This window comes from Galbibacter sp. L-19, assembly GCF_056857615.1.
Genome location: NZ_JBSXNL010000062.1, coordinates 1 through 20,035 on the forward strand (window position 1 = coordinate 1; position 20,035 = coordinate 20,035).

The 20,035-nt window shown below is 32.7% G+C and carries 16 protein-coding genes; 10 read left to right on the forward strand and 6 right to left on the reverse strand.

The window, feature by feature from the left end:
* Positions 1-344: 344 nt before the first annotated feature.
* Positions 345-1,139, forward strand: coding sequence for a glycoside hydrolase family 16 protein (locus AC13CQ_RS11490; protein WP_474507019.1), 795 nt, complete (start codon positions 345-347; stop codon positions 1,137-1,139).
* A gap of 186 nt (positions 1,140-1,325) precedes the next feature.
* Here AC13CQ_RS11490 and AC13CQ_RS11495 read toward each other — a convergent pair whose 3' ends face one another.
* Together AC13CQ_RS11495 and AC13CQ_RS11500 are read right to left on the reverse strand one after the other, a co-directional pair.
* Positions 1,326-1,595, reverse strand: a complete 270-nt coding sequence (locus tag AC13CQ_RS11495) for a hypothetical protein (protein WP_474507018.1) — start codon at positions 1,593-1,595, stop codon at positions 1,326-1,328.
* A 114-nt stretch (positions 1,596-1,709) separates the two neighbouring features.
* Positions 1,710-2,954 (reverse strand): 3-deoxy-D-manno-octulosonic acid transferase, encoded by a 1,245-nt coding sequence (locus tag AC13CQ_RS11500; RefSeq protein WP_474507652.1) that lies wholly within the window; start codon positions 2,952-2,954, stop codon positions 1,710-1,712.
* Positions 2,955-3,051: 97 nt separating this feature from the next.
* Here AC13CQ_RS11500 and AC13CQ_RS11505 point away from each other — a divergent pair, with 97 nt between their 5' ends.
* Together AC13CQ_RS11505 and galE are read left to right on the forward strand one after the other, a co-directional pair.
* Positions 3,052-4,197, forward strand: a complete 1,146-nt coding sequence (locus AC13CQ_RS11505; protein ID WP_474507016.1) for a DegT/DnrJ/EryC1/StrS family aminotransferase — start codon at positions 3,052-3,054, stop codon at positions 4,195-4,197.
* A gap of 45 nt (positions 4,198-4,242) precedes the next feature.
* Entirely contained in the window at positions 4,243-5,259 is a 1,017-nt protein-coding gene (gene galE, locus AC13CQ_RS11510) for a UDP-glucose 4-epimerase GalE (protein ID WP_008611034.1), read from the forward strand.
* A gap of 103 nt (positions 5,260-5,362) precedes the next feature.
* Here galE and AC13CQ_RS11515 read toward each other — a convergent pair whose 3' ends face one another.
* On the reverse strand, positions 5,363-6,145 hold the full coding sequence (locus AC13CQ_RS11515) for an SDR family NAD(P)-dependent oxidoreductase (RefSeq protein WP_008611035.1): 783 nt from the start codon (positions 6,143-6,145) through the stop codon (positions 5,363-5,365).
* 333 nt (positions 6,146-6,478) lie between these two features.
* Between AC13CQ_RS11515 and mfd the strand changes: the two genes are divergently transcribed.
* Complete coding sequence (gene mfd / locus AC13CQ_RS11520; RefSeq protein ID WP_474507015.1) at positions 6,479-9,859, forward strand: transcription-repair coupling factor; 3,381 nt, start codon at positions 6,479-6,481, stop codon at positions 9,857-9,859.
* 39 nt (positions 9,860-9,898) lie between these two features.
* Positions 9,899-11,206, forward strand: coding sequence for a TlpA family protein disulfide reductase (locus tag AC13CQ_RS11525; protein WP_474507014.1), 1,308 nt, complete (start codon positions 9,899-9,901; stop codon positions 11,204-11,206).
* Positions 11,207-11,295: 89 nt separating this feature from the next.
* On the opposite strand, the gene AC13CQ_RS11530 is transcribed toward AC13CQ_RS11525, so the two are convergent.
* Together AC13CQ_RS11530 and AC13CQ_RS11535 are read right to left on the reverse strand one after the other, a co-directional pair.
* A complete protein-coding gene (locus tag AC13CQ_RS11530; protein WP_008611038.1) occupies positions 11,296-11,955 on the reverse strand; it encodes a hypothetical protein in 660 nt (219 codons plus the stop codon).
* A 138-nt stretch (positions 11,956-12,093) separates the two neighbouring features.
* Entirely contained in the window at positions 12,094-12,453 is a 360-nt protein-coding gene (locus AC13CQ_RS11535; protein ID WP_335587546.1) for a YraN family protein, read from the reverse strand.
* Positions 12,454-12,985: 532 nt separating this feature from the next.
* Between AC13CQ_RS11535 and metG the strand changes: the two genes are divergently transcribed.
* The 5 genes from metG (at position 12,986) to AC13CQ_RS11560 (ending at position 19,385) form a co-directional block, all read left to right on the forward strand.
* The gene (metG, locus tag AC13CQ_RS11540; protein WP_335587547.1) at positions 12,986-15,082 is read left to right on the forward strand and encodes a methionine--tRNA ligase; all 2,097 of its coding nucleotides are present in this window, start codon (positions 12,986-12,988) and stop codon (positions 15,080-15,082) included.
* A 188-nt stretch (positions 15,083-15,270) separates the two neighbouring features.
* Positions 15,271-17,397, forward strand: a complete 2,127-nt coding sequence (locus AC13CQ_RS11545) for a Tex family protein (protein ID WP_335587548.1) — start codon at positions 15,271-15,273, stop codon at positions 17,395-17,397.
* A 224-nt stretch (positions 17,398-17,621) separates the two neighbouring features.
* Complete coding sequence (locus AC13CQ_RS11550) at positions 17,622-18,497, forward strand: phosphatase PAP2 family protein (protein ID WP_008611042.1); 876 nt, start codon at positions 17,622-17,624, stop codon at positions 18,495-18,497.
* 119 nt (positions 18,498-18,616) lie between these two features.
* Positions 18,617-19,135, forward strand: coding sequence for a ferritin (locus tag AC13CQ_RS11555; RefSeq protein WP_335587550.1), 519 nt, complete (start codon positions 18,617-18,619; stop codon positions 19,133-19,135).
* Positions 19,136-19,220: 85 nt separating this feature from the next.
* Entirely contained in the window at positions 19,221-19,385 is a 165-nt protein-coding gene (locus AC13CQ_RS11560; protein ID WP_337901009.1) for a hypothetical protein, read from the forward strand.
* Between the two features lie 157 nt (positions 19,386-19,542).
* Here the strand turns inward: AC13CQ_RS11560 and AC13CQ_RS11565 are convergent, their stop codons facing one another.
* Positions 19,543-19,881 (reverse strand): single-stranded DNA-binding protein, encoded by a 339-nt coding sequence (locus AC13CQ_RS11565; protein ID WP_008611044.1) that lies wholly within the window; start codon positions 19,879-19,881, stop codon positions 19,543-19,545.
* Positions 19,882-20,035: the final 154 nt, after the last annotated feature.

Genomic DNA, 20,035 nt, shown 5'->3' on the forward strand with positions numbered 1-20,035 from the left:
GTATACTTGTCTGCTCTTTTATCGCTTCAATGGCTACTTTGGCCTTAAAGGATGCGCTGAATTTTCTTCTTGATGTTTTCATATTGACAGGGTTAAAATTACAACTTAATTTCCTGTCCTAAATTTGGGGAGTATTATATAGTTTAAAGAAACAACTTTATTAGAAATCCACTTTTTATTCATTTTTATTAATGGTAAGGGGTCTATTTTAAAAACCTCATTTAAACCTTGACACAATTGAAGTCCTATAAATCCCGCTAACTTTTATTGAGCAACAATAGATTAAAAAAGATAATTATTTTTTGTTAAATTCAGCCTCACTAAAAACCAACTAACAAAACAAAATGAAACTACTAACACTATTCTGCATTTTACTATTATCTTTTTCATGTTCAAAATCTACAAACGCACAAGAGCCCGAAACTTCAACAGACTTAAAACTTATTTGGGAAGAGAATTTTGATGGCGCATCTTTAAACAAAACCGATTGGAATTTAGAACTCGGTAATGGCTGTCCTAATAATTGCGGATGGGGAAATAATGAACGACAAGTTTATACCACCAACAATCATCAAATAAAAGATGGAAAATTAATTATTACTGCAAAAAAGGAAGGGGACAAATACACCTCTACACGAATGACCACTCAAAACAAACATCAATTTCAATATGGAACTATTGAAGCTAGAGCAAAACTTCCTATTGGACAAGGCATTTGGCCTGCCTTTTGGATGTTGGGAGCTAATATAAGCGAAGTAAGTTGGCCTCAATGTGGCGAAATAGACATTTTAGAATACGTTGGAAAAGAACCTGAAACTGTATACACAACAATTCACACTACCGATACTCATGGAGAAAATGCAAGTTCCCAGAAAACACCTTTTAAAAACATAGAAGAAGGGTTTCATACCTACAAAGTTAATTGGACCGCAAAAAAGATCGAGTTCTTAGTAGACAATAAATTAGTTTATACGTATGCTCCATTAGAAAAAACAGAAAGCAATTGGCCATTCAACAAACCTCAATTTATACTATTAAATATGGCTGTTGGAGGAAATTTTGGAGGCCCAGAAGTAGATGATAGTATTTTTCCGCAGGAATATATAGTTGACTATATTAAAGTCTATCAAACAAAATAATCATGTTTTTTAAACACGGATTCATTAAAGTTCTTTTATCTCCAATTACCCCCCTGTTACACCCTACAGAAATGGAGAATAATGGATACTTGGAATGTACCCTAAAAATCTACATAAAACCAACAAAAAAACCCGATGCTTGGCATCGGATTTATAATTCTTCTATAAAAAAGATTTTTTTCTAAATTACAGTTCAGCTTTTTCAGCCTCAGTTTTTACTTCTTCAGCAGCATTCTCAGCTCCTTCTTTAGTATCTTCTGCAGCCTCTTCAATAGCGTCTCCAGTTTCTTCTGCAGCTTCTTCAATAGCAGCTCCAGTGTCTTCTGCAGCCTCTTCTACGTCATCAGCAGCACTTTCTATAGCGTCTTCTGCTTTCTCTTTTGTTGTTTCTTTACAAGATACAACTGAAAATCCTAATGCGAATACAAGAGCTAAACTTAAAATTACTTTTTTCATGGTTTTTTTGTTTAATTATTTACTTAAATTTTGCGATACGAATGTAGTAATATTTTTCATTCGTAAACAAATAATTTCTATGCATTTCTAATATATTTATAGCTATGCTAAAAATCATTTAATTAATTTACGAATGTAGTCCCCTATTTGGATCTTAGCCCCTTTATTTTTATTTATAAAATTTTTATTTTTTTCACCTAAATCGTTTAAAATCAACCCATTATTAATCAAATAATCAAATTCTTTTTTAAACTCATTTTTTCCATTTACGGAAATTACTCCACCTATTCCTACCAAATTTTCAGCCTCTATAAAACCTTTATAGTTTTTTCCAATCAATACAGGAATCCCAAAAACAGCAGGTTCCAATGTATTATGCAACCCAGTTACGCCCATTCCCCCACCAACATAAGCAATATCAGCATAACTATAAATTTTTGTAAGCAGTCCAATTGTATTTATAATTAACACCTCAAAATCTGCTAAGTTTTTTTCTGCTATTTCTGAAAATAATATTGTTTTTTTATCTAACGAAGCCTTTAGTTTTTCAATCTCGCCTCCTTTAATATTATGTGGCGCAATTACATATTTTATAGCAGCAGAAGCATCATTATTTATATAGTCTTTCAATAAGACCTCATCTTCTGGCCACGTACTTCCCGCAACAAAGCACAGTTTATCTTGTTTAAATTCTTCTAAAAAAGCTAAAGCATTATCTCTTTCTAATATTTCTGAAACTCTATCAAAACGTGTGTCTCCACTTACGGTTACATTTTTAATATCTATACTTTCTAGTAATTTTTTGGAGTTTTCATCTTGAACAAATAAATGATCAAAAGTTTGAAGGGATTTTCTCATAAAGCTTCCATACCAATGAAAAAACGCCTGACTTTCCCTAAAAATTCCTGATACTAATAATGTTGGAACATTTTCTTTTTTTAAAGCGGAGAGATAATTAGGCCAAAATTCATATTTAACAAAAATAGCGAGCTCAGGTTTTACAATTTTTAAAAACTGCTTTGCATTGTAGGTTGTATCTAAAGGAAGGTAACAAACAATAGCTGCTGCAGTAGTATTCTTTTTTACTTCATACCCAGATGGCGAAAAAAAAGTAACTAAGATTTTATGCGAAGGAAATTCTCTTTTGGTTTGCTCAATTACAGGTAAACCTTGTTCAAATTCTCCTAAAGAGGCGGTATGAAACCAAATAATTTTATCGTTGTCTGAAATTTCTTCAGCTAAAAAATCAAAAATCCCAACACGACCTTTAACAAAAAGCTCTAACTTACTGTTAAATAAGGCTATTATTTTAATAAAAAAGCCCGATAAATAAACTAAGATATTATATAAAAAAAGCACATTATTTTGTTTGCTGCTAAAATACGTTACTTTCTGTTAATACATTGGGTGTGGTAACTTAATTTTGTAATTTTGTAGCTACTTAAGATTTATCTCCATGAGGAAAATACAGATGGTTGACTTACAAAGTCAATATAGTTTCATAAAAGAACAAGTAAACAATTCCATAACCGAAGTTTTAGAATCTGCCGCATTTATAAACGGCCCTGAAGTTCAGAATTTCCAAAAAGAATTAGAAGAATATTTAGACGTAAAACACGTAATCCCATGTGCAAATGGTACAGATGCATTGCAAATAGCAATGATGGGATTAAACTTAAAGCCTGGGGACGAAGTTATTACCGTAGATTTTACCTTTGCTGCAACAGTAGAAGTTATTGCTTTACTGCAATTAACTCCTGTTTTAGTAGATGTAGACCCGTCTACTTTTAATATTGATATTGAGGCCATAAAAAAAGCCATCACACCAAAAACAAAAGCTATTGTTCCGGTGCACCTTTTTGGTCAGTGTGCCAATATGGAGGCTATTATGGAAATTGCTAAAGAACACAATCTTTATGTTATTGAAGATGACGCGCAAGGAATTGGAGGCGATTATACATTTAGCAATGGAGTTACAAAAAAATCTGGCGCTATAGGTCATGTTGCTGCCACTTCTTTTTTCCCTTCTAAAAACTTAGGATGTTATGGTGATGGAGGAGCAATTTTTACAAATGATGATGAATTAGCGCACACGCTTAGAGGAATTGTAAACCACGGAATGTACGAACGCTACCACCATGATGTTGTAGGAGTAAATTCTCGTTTAGACTCTATTCAAGCTGCCGTTTTACGTGCTAAACTTCCATTATTAGACACCTATAATACTAAAAGAAGGAAAGCTGCAGTAAAATATACGGAAGCATTAAAAGGACACAACCATATTATTACGCCCGCTATTACTGAAGGAGCGTTAACGGAAAATAATAATCATCATGTTTTTCATCAATATACCTTGAGAATTACCAATGGAAAACGAGACGAATTAGTGAAATTTTTAAATGAAAACGGGATTCCTTGTGGCGTTTATTACCCAATTCCATTACACAGCCAAAAAGCATATATGGATTCTCGCTACAACGAAAATGATTTTAAAGTAACAAATCAATTGGTAAAAGAAGTTATATCGCTTCCAATGCACACAGAATTAGATGATGACCAAATTTTATTTATTACAGATAAAATAAAAGAATTTATTAACTAACCGGGTTATTCTATATAATAACTCACACCAAACAAACTACAATTAATGAAAATACTTGTAACTGGAGGACTAGGCTTTATAGGGTCTCACACTGTAGTAGAGCTTCAAAACAAAGGTTTTGAAGTAATTATTATAGACAACCTTTCCAACTCTTCTATAGATGTTTTAGATGCTATTGCTAAAATTACAGGCAAAAAACCTGAATTTGAAAAACTCGATTTAAGAGAAAAAGAAGCTGTATCTGCATTCTTTAAAAAACACACCGATATTGCGGGAGTAATCCATTTTGCAGCCTCTATTTTTGTAAATGAAAGTGTCGAGAATCCGTTATTATACTACGAGAACAACATCAATACTTTAATTTATTTACTAAAAGAAGTTTCCGCTAGAAAAGAGATGTCAATGATTTTTAGTTCTTCCTGCACCGTTTACGGTCAGGCAGACGAATTGCCAATTACAGAAGAAGCTCCAGTTAAAAAAGCAGAAGCTCCTTACGGAAACACTAAACAAATAGGAGAAGAAATTATAGAAGACACCTGTAAAGTTTATCCAAACTTAAAAGCTATTTCATTGCGTTATTTTAATCCAATTGGAGCGCATGAAACTGCCAATATTGGAGAAACTCCACAAGGCAAACCTCATCATTTAGTTCCTTATATTACACAAACTGCTATTGGCATTAGAGAACAATTATTGGTATTTGGAGGCGATTATGACACCGCAGATGGTACTTGTGTTAGAGATTACATTCATGTTGTAGATTTAGGAAAGGCACATGCCACAGCATTAGAACGCTTACTAAACAACAAGAACAAATCTAATTATGAAGTTTTCAATATCGGAACAGGTAAAGGAAGTACCGTTTTAGAAGTAATTTCTAGTTTTGAAAAAGTAAGCGGACAGAAACTTAATTATAAAATTGTAGACAGACGTCCTGGAGATGTAACTGCTATTTATGCCGACACCAAAAAAGCAAATAATGAATTAGGTTGGCAAGCAAAATCTACGCTAGATGAAGCCATGGATTCTGCTTGGAAATGGGAGAAAAAAGTTAGAAGTTAATAACTTCTAATTACACCAATATATAATTATAAATAGAGCGTAGTCAGACTATTATTTTCATGACTACGCTCTATTTTTTGTATTCCAACTAGGGTATACTAAATTAAAAAGCTGTTTTTACAGTCCCTCCATCCGCACGTAAAGCTGCGCCATTTGTTGCCGAAGAAAGCGGACTAGCAACATAAACTACCATATTTGCAACCTCCTGTGGATCGGTAAAACGTTGTAATAAAGAGGTAGGGCGTTCTGTTTTAAAAAACTGTTTTTCAACTTCGTCTCTTTTCCCCTCTTCAACGCCTGCAAATTCTTTCACTCCTTCAGAAAGTGTTGGTCCAGGTAACACCGAATTTACTGTTACATTAGTTCCTTTTGTAGTTTCTGCTATTCCACGAGAAATTGCAAGCTGTGCTGTTTTGGTCATTCCATAGTGCACCATCTCAACAGGAATATTTATACTACTTTCACTAGAAATAAATATAATTCGCCCCCAATTCTTTCTCTTCATTGCTGGTAAAAAAGCACGAGATAATCTAACCCCGCTCATTACATTTATGTCATAGAATTTCTGCCATTCATCATCTGCAATTTCTTCAAATGGTTTGGGCTCAAAGATTCCAACATTGTTTATCAGAATATCTACTTCTCCTACATTTTCAATAAGAGATTTCACTTCTTCAGGACTTGAAAAATCACACGCAACCCCTGTTACTTCGGCATCATTTATTGTTTCTTTTATTCTTTTTAAAGCATCGTCCACAGTGCTTTTACTTCTCCCATTAATAATAACTTCGGCACCTTCTTTGACTAATGTTTTCGCTATTGCAAATCCAATTCCTTTAGTAGAACCAGATATAAAAGCGCGTTTTCCTTTTAATTCTAAATCCATAATCTATTTTTTTATCAATTACTTGGAAGCAAGCCCGTAAAAAAGATAAATAAGCATAGTTTACTCATCTAATTCAGAGTCTTTCAATAAACTCAAGGCATGCTTTAGGGAATTAAACCCTCTATGAAGTATTAAATTATTCAATAAAAAACACTTAAAAAAGTTTCATTAGCGTTTTAAGTTTAATTTAGCTTTTGGAATGATTACTTATCAATTATCTTTGTAGCTAACTACCTTGTGGAATAGTCAATAACCGTTAAGATAAAATATATTATTCCGCATATTATATTGAATAAACAAGCCCAGTTATTGGGATAAAATAAATAAGTTTTAGTGAGTAATACAATCACGCTGGCCGGTCTCAGTCAGGTTATAACTACGTATAAAGAATCTCTGCAACAACAGAAATTAGGGCGTTCTATTGCCAATTCTAAAAATAATACTTATTTAAAAGGTCTTGTAGGCTCTTCTATTTCTATTGTAATTGCAAATGCTTTTAGAGAAACTGAACTTCCTTTTTTATTGGTGCTCAATGATAAGGAAGAAGCTGCATATCATTTAAATGATTTAGAACAACTTATAGGAGAAAAAGATGTTCTTTTTTACCCCGGAAGTTACCGCAGGCCCTATCAAATAGAAGAAACAGATAATGCGAATATTCTGCTTAGAGCTGAAGTTTTAAACCGAATAAATTCTCGGAAAAAACCCGCAATTATTGTTACCTATCCAGAAGCGCTATTTGAAAAAGTTGTTACTAAAAAAGAACTCGAGCGTAGTACGTTAAAAATAAATTTAAACGATAAACTTTCAATAGATTTTATAAATGAAACTCTTTTTGAGTACAAATTTAAAAGAGTAGATTTTGTTACTGAGCCTGGAGAATTTTCTGTTAGAGGAGGTATTGTGGATGTTTTTTCATTTTCTAATGATGAACCTTACCGAATTGAGTTTTTTGGAGAAGAAGTAGATAGCATTCGAACCTTTGATGTGGAAACACAACTTTCCACTGAAAAACTAAAGAAAATCAATATCATTCCGAATGTTGAAAATAAATTTTTAGAAGAAGAGCGGGAAAGTTTCTTAAAATATGTTTCAGCTAAAACAGTTGTTTTCAGTAGAAATAGCGAGCTCCTTTTTTCTAGAATAGACGGATTGTTCTCTAAAGCAGAAGAAGCCTTTACTAAACTTTCAAAAGAAATAAAACATGCGCCTCCAAAAGAGTTATTTTGTGATGGTGCTCTACTAAAAAATCAGCTTAAAGGTTTTATTACTATTCATTTAAGTGCTCCAAAAGCTAATGATATAGCTTATGAAACTATCCTTTTTAACACAACGCCACAACCGTCTTTTAATAAACAATTTGATTTATTAATAGAAGATTTAAATAGCAACCATGAGAAAGGATACAAAAATTACATCTATTGCGTAAGCGAGCAGCAAGCAAAGCGTTTCCATGATATTTTTGATGATGTAGAAACAGAAGTTCATTATCAAACCGTGGTGTTTTCTATGTATCAAGGTTTTATTGATAACGAATTTAAGATTGCTTGCTATACCGATCATCAAATTTTTGAACGGTATCATAAATTTCAACTAAAAAATGGCTATTCCAAAAAGCAAGCTATTACACTTAAAGAGCTTACCAATCTTGAAATTGGCGATTATGTAACCCATATTGACCATGGTATTGGAACTTTTGGAGGCTTACAAAAAATTCAAGTAGAAGGAAAACTACAAGAGGCTATAAAACTAATTTATGGCGAGCGTGATATTTTATATGTAAGCATCCACTCACTCCACAAAATAACCAAGTTTAATGGAAAAGATGGAAAACCTCCTAAAATATATAAGTTAGGGTCTGCTGCATGGAAAAATCTAAAGAAAAAGACTAAAAGTAAGGTTAAAGAAATTGCCTTTAACCTTATTAAACTCTACGCAAAAAGAAAAACTGAAAAAGGTTTTCAATACGGTCCAGATAGTTACCTACAAAACGAGTTGGAAGCTTCTTTTTTATATGAAGACACCCCAGACCAAAGTACTGCCACTGAAGATGTAAAAAGAGATATGGAAAGTGAACAGCCCATGGATAGGCTTGTTTGTGGAGATGTAGGATTTGGAAAAACAGAAGTTGCCATTAGGGCTGCTTTTAAAGCAGTAGACAACGGCAAGCAAGTAGCCATTTTAGTTCCTACAACAATATTGGCTTTCCAACACCATAAAACCTTTAGTGAACGTCTTTCCGATATGCCTGTAACTATAGATTACTTAAATAGATTTAGAACTGCAAAAGAAAAAAGAGACACCCTTGAGAGGTTGGAAGAAGGAAAAGTAGATATTATTATTGGAACCCACCAATTGGTAAATAAAAATGTGAAGTTTAAAGACCTTGGACTTCTTATTGTAGATGAAGAACAAAAATTTGGGGTTGCTGTAAAAGATAAATTAAAAACCATCAAAGAAAATGTGGATGTACTTACCTTAACAGCTACTCCTATTCCTAGAACACTTCAATTTAGTTTGATGGCAGCTAGAGACCTTTCTGTAATTACTACGCCACCTCCAAACAGGTATCCTATTGAGAGTAATGTAATTCAATTAAACGAAGAAATTATTAGAGATGCTGTTTCTTATGAAATCCAACGTGGTGGTCAGATATTTTTTATTCATAATAGAATTGAAAATATTAAGGAAGTTGCAGGAATGGTTCAACGTTTGGTTCCAGATGCTAAAATTGGTATTGGTCACGGGCAAATGGATGGAAAAAAACTAGAGCAATTAATGTTGAGTTTTATGAATGGGGATTTTGATGTTTTAGTTGCCACTTCCATTATTGAAAGTGGTTTGGATGTGCCTAATGCAAATACTATTTTTATAAACAACGCCAATAATTTTGGCCTTTCAGATTTACACCAAATGCGTGGGCGTGTAGGAAGAAGTAATAAAAAGGCTTTTTGCTATTTTATTACACCTCCCTATTCTGCAATGACAGACGATGCAAGAAAACGGATTCAGGCATTAGAGCAATTTACAGAGCTAGGAAGTGGCTTTAATATTGCAATGAAAGATTTAGAAATTAGGGGCGCTGGAGATATTTTAGGAGGCGAACAAAGTGGATTTATGAATGAAATTGGCTTTGATACCTATCAGAAAATATTACAAGAAGCTATTGAAGAACTTAAAGAAAATGAATTTGCCGATTTATACGAAACTCCTAAAAACGAGGATAAAGTATATGTAAAAGACACGCAAATAGACACCGATTTCCAGTTATTGTTTCCAGACGATTATATCAATGCTATTACAGAACGTTTAAATTTATACAACGAATTAAGCACGATTAAAACAGAAGAAGCGTTAACTTTATATGAAACTAGACTTATTGACCGCTTTGGAGAGCTCCCAGAAGAGGCAACCGACTTACTAAACAGTGTTAGGATTAAATGGATTGCTACCGAGCTAGGCTTGGAGAGAATTATCTTGAAGCAAGGAAAAATGGTAGGTTATTTTATTGCCGACCAACAAAGTAGTTTTTATCAAAGTAATCGTTTTAGAAATGTACTTCAATACATTCAAACACATCCAAACGTTGGAAAAATTAAAGAAAAACAAACTAGAAATGGGTTGCGCCTACTTATTACTTTTGAAAATATAAAATCTATAAACAAAGCGCTAAATACCCTAAAACCGTTTTTAGACCGTATTTACGTAGCCTAATTTATAGTTTCGATTATACATCTATAAAAGATTAAACTGATGAAAAAGATTTTATTCTTACTAATGTTAATTCCGTTTATTACATTAGCACAACACCATATTTCGGGAACTTTTACTCCTAAAGAACAATTTTCAAAGGTATTCTTGTATCAAGTAACGCCAAATTACCCAAGCTATATTTCTTATGCTTCCATAAAATCGGACGGAACTACAAGTATTCCTTTAGAAAGCAATTTAGAAACAGGCATGTATCGTTTGGTATTTGGTGCTCCTCAAGACGAATATTATTTTGACTTTATTTATAATGGAAATGAAGATATTACTTTTGAATACACAGCCACAGAAGGGGTTACTTTTTTAACTTCTGAAGAAAATGTGTTACTTCAAAATTATAATGCAAATGCAGATGAAGCTAAACATCTATTAGGCGCTACTTTTGAGCCCTCCGTTTCTAAGGAAACTTTCTCCAATGTTTTTAAAGCTATTGATGGAATTCAAAATGAATATGAAACAAAGAGTGAAGGCATGCTTGCTAATCATTTTATAAAAACTGGAAGACTTCCTATTCCACAAAAACAAATTTCTTTAGAAGAATATTTAGCCCTAGAGAAAGCTAATTTCTTTAAACATATCGATTTTAATGACAATGCCTTACAACATTCCAACTATTTAGTAAATGCTTCTAAAATATATGTATTCCGATTTGCAGACAAAGAACAACCTCAACAATATATTAACAATATTGAAGATGTTATTAAAGAAATTGGAGATAATCCAGTGGTTCAAAAGTCTATTCTAGAAGCTTTGTGGTATGACTTTTCGGACAATGAAAATATGAAGGTTGCCAATTATATCTCCGATAATTATCTAGAGAAATTAGCCACAGTTGCTGGAGATAAAAAATTGCTTTCAGAAATTAAAATATATAAAAATACAGGAGTTGGAGCAAAAGCTCCTAATTTTAATATTGGCAATTCTAAGAGTTTATACGACCTAAAAGATGCAAATAATTACCTCGTTATTTTTTGGAGTAGCACGTGTTCTCACTGCTTAAAAGAGCTGCCTGAAGTAAAAAAATTTCTTTCTAATTTAGAAAATAAAAACTTACAAATAGTGGCCTTTGGTTTAGAAGAAAATGAAAACCCTTGGAAAGATACCATTAAATTATATCCAGATTTTATACACGTCTATGGAGCTGGAAAATGGAATAATGCAACTTCCAATGCGTATAATGTTACAGAAACTCCTACCTATTATGTTTTAGATACCGATAAAAATATAATTGCAAAACCAGACTCATTAGAAGAACTAGAAGCTGCACTTCAGGGGTTACCAACAACAAAATAATAGCTTGATCTTTTTGTTGCAAAATCATTAATAAACTATACCTTTCTAAAGTATTAAACTCTCTAAGGTGGTTAAAGATTTGAAAACTTCTATAAAGCTTTCAAATCTTTAATTACTTTAAATGCAACATCAATTTGGTCTTCGCCAACAATAATGGTGAATTCATTGGTGGTAGAAATTACTTCGTGAAGTATAATTCCTTCCCAAGCCAATCTTTGAAAAATAAAGTAATAAATCCCTGGAATAATAACATTCTCTTCTGGAAGCTTCACACTAATAGAAGATAACTTATCTATTTTTTGAGTAAGCCTTTCATCTTTAAAAATGTTTTCAACCACTTCGTTCATAGAATCGCTTACTACAATATTGGTTTCATTAACTCCGCGTGAAGACGTATAAAACACATCTTTATTGTCATTAATTTCTTGCAATAAACGTGCTTGTTTGTTCAGAATAGTGTCGGAGACTAAAAAAGTATAATCAATCAGCGAGGAACGCACTGTAATTTCCCCTATGTTTTTTAATACTTTTAAAATTCGGTGTGTAGCTCTAAACTCTAATTCAGACGAGAGTCTTTTTAAAGCCATTACAATAGCTCCATTACGAACATCTTTACCTAGTTGCTCTTCAATTTCTGGCTTAATATTTCTAGAAAGGGAAGTTAAATTTATAATTCCTTGTGCCAGTGCACTTTGCAAAAATGGCTTTGATTTAATGTAATTTTCTACAATTGACGATATTGTTTTCATTTTGTGGTTTGGTTTGGTACTTATGAGGGCGTAAATTTAAGTCATCTTTTCCTTAAAAACAAAAAATTAAACGAAATGTTTTATTTATAACAATTTGTTTGTATTGAAAAAGCCCAGTATTAAAGGGCTTTCAGACGATTAAAAATAATAAAAAGCATCTTCAAAATGCTGGATATCGTAAATTCCTTTGTTTTTAAAGACGGCTATAATATCAAAACGAACTTCTTTATCAATACCATTCTCTATTATATAATGATTCATTACTTTAACCAACAATTTAATTTTCTTTGGGATTACAAAACTCTGTGGATCTCCATAAAAAATTGAACTTCTAGCTTTCACCTCTACACAGATAATTTGGTTATTTATTTCAGCTATAACATCTACTTCAGCAAAATTATATCTATAATTACGTTCTAAAATAGTATACCCCTTTTTAAATAATAATGCCACAGCCATTTCTTCTGCCTTTTGCCCAAATACATTATGAACTGCCATGATTCTATTTTATAGAAAATATTCTTCAATATAAGCTTTTAACCAGAATAAAAAAATATTTTCATAAAGTTTATAACTCATTAATTAGAAGCGTATTTATCATATTAAAATCATTAATGTCCGAGTAAAAATACAAGAATGCTTCGCTATTAGAAAAAAGAACAAATTTTAACTGTCACAAAATAGGTAGTTTATAGAAAAAAACAGCGTTGATGGTTAGCGCAGCTAAAGCCCTTTAGATTAGTATTAGAGCTAACAAATAATCAACGTAATTCTAAACTAGAGCCTAACAAAATTACTAAAATCATCTTTTTATTCAATTTTATTAATAGCAAGGGGTCTTATTTTAAAAACCTCATTTAAACCTTGATATAAATGGAGTCCAATAAATTCTGTTACCTTTTTTCATCTAAAACCAAAGTGTATATAAGTAATAAACAGTAATGATAAAACAAGCTTTATGAATTGATTACTATTTAATATAAAACTCTCTTGAAAATCCTTATTTTTGTGACTTCAATAAATTTTGAGAATGTCACAGAAATACAACGATACCCCCCAAAACAAAAACAGATTTACAATTACAGCAGCATTGCCATACACCAATGGTCCAATTCATATTGGCCATCTAGCAGGTGTTTATGTGCCAGCAGATATTTATGCAAGATATTTAAGACTGAAAGGAAAAGATGTAGCTTTTATCTGCGGAAGCGATGAACATGGTGCTGCCATCCCAATGAAAGCAAAAAAAGAAGGTGTTACTCCACAAGAGATTATTGATAAATACAACGGAATTATCAAGAAGTCTTTTGAAGAATTTGGAATTTCATTTGATAATTACTCTCGTACTTCTGCTAAAATTCATCATAAAACGGCCTCCGGTTTTTTTAAGAAAATGTATGAGGACGGAAAGTTTATTGAAGAAATTACAGAACAGTTGTATGATGAAGAAGCACAGCAGTTTTTAGCAGATAGATTTGTAGTTGGAACTTGTCCAAAATGTAATCATGACGGGGCCTATGGCGATCAATGTGAAAGCTGCGGAAGTTCTTTAAATGCTACAGATCTTATCAATCCAAAGTCTACAATTTCGGGTTCTATTCCTGTTTTAAGAGAAACAAAACACTGGTTTTTACCTTTAGACCAATACGATACTTTTTTAAGAGAATGGATTATTAAAGGTCATAAAAAAGATTGGAAATCTAATGTATACGGACAAGTAAAAAGCTGGATTGATGAAGGCTTAAAAGCCCGTGCTGTAACGCGCGACTTAGATTGGGGAATTCCTGTTCCTGTAGAAGGTGCCGAAGGAAAAGTGCTTTATGTATGGTTTGATGCGCCTATTGGCTATATCTCTTCCACCAAAGAATGGGCAGAACGCGAAGGAAAAGATTGGGAGCCTTACTGGAAGGACTCACGACTAATACATTTTATTGGGAAAGACAATATTGTATTCCATTGTATTATTTTTCCTGCTATGCTTCAGGCTCATGGAGATTTTATTTTACCTGAAAACGTTCCTGCAAATGAGTTTTTAAACCTTGAAGGACAAAAACTTTCAACCTCAAAAAATTGGGCAGTTTGGCTCCATGAATACCTAGAGGATTTTCCAGAAAAACAAGATGTTTTGCGTTATACGTTAACTGCAAATGCTCCAGAAAACAAAGACAACGACTTTACTTGGAAAGATTTTCAGGCTAGAAATAATAATGAACTTGTGGCAATTTTTGGCAATTTTATTAACCGAGTTATTGTCCTCACACATAAATATTACGATGGAAAAATTCCAGCACCAAATACTTTTTCCGATATAGATACACAAACACTTCAGGAATTAAAAAAATATCCTGAAATTATTTCGAATTCTGTTGAAAAATATCGATTCAGAGAAGCATCTCAAGAGTTAATGAATGTAGCGCGACTTGGAAACAAATACCTTGCCGATGAAGAACCATGGAAGGTTATTAAACAAGACGAAGAGCGCGTAAAAACTGTTATGTATGTAGCATTACAAATAGCTGCTGGATTGGCTGTTTTAAGCGAACCTTTTTTACCTTTTACATCCAATAATCTTAAAAAGATGCTTGCTTTTGATACCTTGAACAACATACCAGCATGGAATGATATTGCTGAAAAAGACGTGCTTCTTCCTGCCGAACATACTGTTGAAAAAGCTTCTTTACTATTTACAAAAGTAGAAGACGAAGAAATTCAAAAACAATTAGACAGATTAGAAGCTACTAAAAAAGCAAATCAGGCAAGCATTGCAGAAGAAAATGCAACGGTAGAGCCTCAAAAAGACACCATCACTTTTGACGATTTTTCGAAATTAGATATTCGTGTGGGTACTATTTTAGAAGCTGAAAAAATGCCAAAAGCAGACAAACTTTTGGTACTTAAAGTTGATACTGGATTAGATGTTAGAACCATTGTTTCGGGCATTGCAAAAAGCTTTACTCCTGAAGAAATTGTAGGAAAACAAGTTAGTGTTTTGGTAAATTTAGCTCCTCGAAAATTAAGAGGTGTAGAAAGTGAAGGCATGATTTTAATGACCGAAAACAAAGATGGGAAATTAGTCTTTTTAAATCCAGATGAAGCCAATATTCCAAACGGGAAAACCATCAATTAAAAAAATAATCTAATATATTTAATCCATTTCGACGTAGAGTCCTTCGGTAAACTCAGAAAAGGCTTTGGGGAATAAAACCCTCAATAAGGGATTTAAAACCCCAAAAGTTTAAAAAGCCTTTGGGGTTTTAAAATAGAGAACCTCAGCGCCTACTTTGAGGCACTAAATTCTCCAAGAAATTAACCACTATGCAATCACTCATTCATTATATAGCCAGTAAAACTTCTATCTCCAACAAAAGTATAGAAAGTACTATACATCTTATTAATCAAGACTGTACAATTCCTTTTATATCACGCTATAGAAAAGAAGCAACTGGAAATTTAGATGAAGTACAAGTTGGAGATATTGTTACGCTTAAAAAAGACTTTGAAGCCTTACAAAAACGAAAAGAGAGTATTTTAAAATCGTTGGAAGAGCAGGCAGTACTTTCTGATGAATTAAAACAAAAAATAGAGAATACAGATACGCTAATTGCGTTAGAAGATTTATACCTTCCTTATAAAAAATCGAGAAAAACAAAGGCAGACACTGCTAGAGAAAATGGTTTGGAGCCTCTTGCTAAAATAATCATGGCACAAAACGCTAACGACCTCGATTTTCTAGCTTCCAAATACTTAAATAAAAATATTTCTTCGGAAGAAAATGCACTGGAAGGCGCCAGACATATTATTGCTGAATGGATTAACGAACGCATCGATATTAGAAACTCCCTTCGTAATCAATATGACCGTTATTCAGAAATTACTACAAAAGTTATTAAAGCAAAGGCTGAAGAAGAAAATGCTCAAAAATATAGAGATTACTTTGATTGGAATGAACCTCTAAAACGCTGCCCATCTCATAGACTTTTAGCTATTTTAAGAGCAGAAAATGAAGGTTTTATAAAACTTAAAATTTCCATAGACCAAGACAGAGCGTTGGATTATATTGAAAATAGAATTATTAAATCTGATAACCACTGTGCTACTCAAATAGAACTTGCTATTAAAGATGCGTTTAAAAGATTATTAGCCCCTGCATTAGCTAACGAAGCGCTATCCAATGCAAAAGAAAAAGCAGATACTACTGCAATAGCTGTTTTCGCAAAAAACTTGAATCAGTTGCTTTTGAGTCCGCCATTAGGAGAAAAAACTATTTTAGCTATTGATCCTGGCTTTAGAACCGGCTGCAAAATAGTGTGTTTAGACAAGCAAGGCGGTTTAGTACATAACGAAACAATATATCCTCACGAGCCGAGAAAAGAAGCCACACAAGCAATAAAAAAAATAAGCACGCTTGTAAATGCATATAAAATTGAAGCCATTGCCATTGGAAACGGAACGGCATCTCGAGAAACAGAAACATTAATTAAGCGCATCCGATTTGAAACTGATGTTCAGGTTTTTGTTGTTAGTGAAGCTGGAGCTTCTATATATTCGGCTTCTAAAATAGCCCGAGAAGAATTCCCAAATTACGATGTAACAGTAAGAGGTGCAGTTTCTATAGGAAGAAGACTTTCTGACCCTCTCGCAGAATTAGTAAAAATTGAAGCAAAGTCTATTGGAGTTGGGCAATATCAACACGATGTAGACCAAACTAAACTAAAAGAAGCGTTGGACCGCGTTGTAGAAAGTTGCGTAAATAAAGTAGGCGTAAATATTAATACTGCAAGTCCTTCGCTATTAAGTTATGTTTCTGGTATTGGAGAAAAACTAGCCGAAAACATAGTGATTTATAGAGATGAAAACGGGGCTTTCACTTCAAGAGAAGAGATTAAAAATGTAACTAGACTAGGGAATAAAGCCTTTGAGCAAAGTGCAGGGTTTCTAAGAATCAAGAATGCTAAAAATCCGTTAGATGATTCTGCCGTACATCCTGAAAGTTATTCCGTAGTAAAAAAAATGGCTGCCGATTTAAAAGTTAATATTCAAGAGTTAGTTGGAAATAAAGAACTTATAAAAACTATTCAGCTTAAAAAATATTGTACCGAAAATATTGGTTTACCAACACTTACGGATATTGTAAAAGAATTAGAAAAACCAGGTATAGACCCTAGAGAAAAGGCGAAAATATTTGAATTCGACCCTACAATTAAAACCATAAACGATTTACGAGAAGGGCAAATACTCCCTGGAATTGTAAATAATATTACCAATTTTGGGTGTTTTGTAGATATCGGAATTAAAGAAAGTGGCTTAGTACATATCTCAAAATTAACCGATGGTTATATTACTGATGTAAATGAAGTGGTAAGTCTTCAACAGCATGTAAAAGTAAAAGTGATAGAAATTGATATCCCTCGTAAGCGAATTCAGCTTGCAATGAATTTTTAAGTAAATAATCTGTATCTTAATAAATTAGAATAATAACTTCCATTGGAAGTAGTTTATAAAACAATAGTAAGAAATACTAAAAAAACCGACAAAGTGTTATTTCAAGTAATTACCTCGATGCAAAGCAGGAGGTGCTCTGGGAAATAAAGCTCTCAATGAGGGATTTAAACCTCGATTATCGAGTAGCAGTATTATTAGTTATAAATTAATGAAAATTTTGTAAAATGTTTGTCAATCGTTATTTTAAAAAAGTAGTTTCAGGGTTTTGCTATGCTGTATTACTTTTTTTTATACTGAATTCTTATTCAGTTCAATCGCAAAATGTAAATTTTCTGGATAAAGATGCTACTCGGTGGCAAATGTTAAAATACGATACAGGAAACATGTTTAAAGGAATTTTATATTCCTACAGTCGCCCTTTTCATTGGCAGAAAAAACAATGGATACAATTTGGAGGAGTTGCAGCCACCACCTCATTTCTATATGTTTTTGACGAACAAACCAACGACTATTTTGTTGAGCAAAGTGATGACGTTCCTGAATTTATAAAAGATTATGGCTGGTATTACGGAAGTCCGCAAAACAACTATATGCTTACGGCTGCGGTATATTTAACAGGACTTGGATTAAAAAACGAAAAACTTAGAAGAACAGGAGTGCTTTTAATTTCCTCGGCATCGGCGGCTGGATTGTTACAGCAAATGAGTAAATATGCTTTTGGGAGAGCAAGACCTAGAAGTGGCGATAATAAGAACTCATTCTATCCGTTTACAAGTAATAAAGATTATCATTCATTTCCTTCTGGACATACTATTTTAGCTTTCACCAACGCCTATGCCATAGCAAAACAATTTAAAAACCCTTGGATAAAAGGCGGTATCTATACTTTAGGATTAGTTCCTGGCGTGTCAAGGTTATGGGCAGACGCCCATTGGCTTACAGATGTTGTTGTTGGAGTAGCAATAAGTATTGCAACCGTAGAAGCTATTGATAGATTTTTAGATAGTAAATACGAACAAAAATATAACGATAAAAGAAAAAAAGTTAGTTGGGATCTACGCATCGGTGCTGGTCAATTTGGGGTGGTTATGCAATTTTAAACACTTCCTATTACCCCCCTCTTACTTTTAGATAGACTATTTTTAAATTGTCAAGAAGACCTTCGGTTTTCTTAAATCTAATTTTTTATTTCGTTATTTTTATCAAAAACAAAGAAACCATGTTAAAGAAGAATATAGAAGACGCATTAAATAAACAGATAAGAGTAGAGGCTGAATCTTCTCAAATATACCTTGCTATGGCTTGTTGGGCAGAAGTAAAAGGACTTGAAGGAGTTGCTCAATTTATGTATGACCAATCTGATGAAGAACGCGAACATATGCTTAAATTAGTTAAGTTTATAAATGAACGTGGCGGACATGCAAAAATTTCTGCTTTAAAAGAGCCAAATGTTACTTTTGAAAGCTTTAAAGGAATGTTCGAGAAACTTTTTGAACACGAAGTATTCGTATCAGAAAGCATTAATAACCTTGTACATATAACTTTGGAAGAAAAAGATTATGCTACCCATAACTTTTTACAATGGTATGTTGCCGAACAAATTGAAGAAGAAGCAATGGCAAGAACAATCTTAGATAAAATTAACCTTATTGGAGATGATAAAGGAGGTCTTTACCTTTTTGATAGAGATATCCAACAATTAACTGTTACTAGCTCTGCTTCAACACCTCTAGAATAATTTTTTCAACTGAAAAAGTGTTAAAGTTTATTTAGATTAAGTTTAAATAAATATATTTGTCAACGGTAATTAAATCATTTTTCCGTTGGGCAAAAAGAAGAAAGATAAAGAAAAGAAGAAAAACAAGAAGATTAAGGAGCTTAAAGTAAAAGGCTTAAAATCTAAATGTTGTGAAAAATATCAGAAAAGCGAATCCAAGCGTTGTAAAAAATGTCCTTGTTTTGACTTAATGAAAGAAAAAGCAGCATAAGTTTATCTTTACTCCTCTTACTTAATAGTATAAAAAAGGTGTCTTAAAAATTTTATTAGTCAGTCTGAGTTTAAATTGACAACTATAAAATTTTTAAGACACCTTTTTATTTTTTAGAATTCGATTAAATGAATTTTAATTTCATCAAAATTTAATCCTAATTAGCCTTCCCTAACAACAAAAGTTCATTGCAATTTATTTCTGTAGTATACCGTTTTATCCCCTCTTTATCTAAATAGCTTCTGGTACTTAATTTCCCTTGTATAGCTACTTCTTTTCCTTTGGTTAAGTACTTCTCAACAATTTCAGCAGTTTTTCCCCAAGCAATCACATTGTGCCATTGCGTATCTTTAACTAAATTACCACTGTGATCTTTATAACTTTCGTTGGTAGCTATGGAGAATTTTGCTAAAATTTTACCGCTCTCTAATTTAATAATTTCAGGGTCGTTACCTAAGTTTCCTATTAACTGTACACTGTTTCTTAAAGTATTCATAATTGAAAAATTTAAAAGATTAATATTATTTTTAATTGTAAATTCGATTGACTCAAATCAACATTGCAAAGATTGATTAAGGTCATAAGTTTACTCGGTTCTTACTTAGTTACTTTCGTTTAATTTCGGTTGTAACCGTTTGTAATCATTTGTA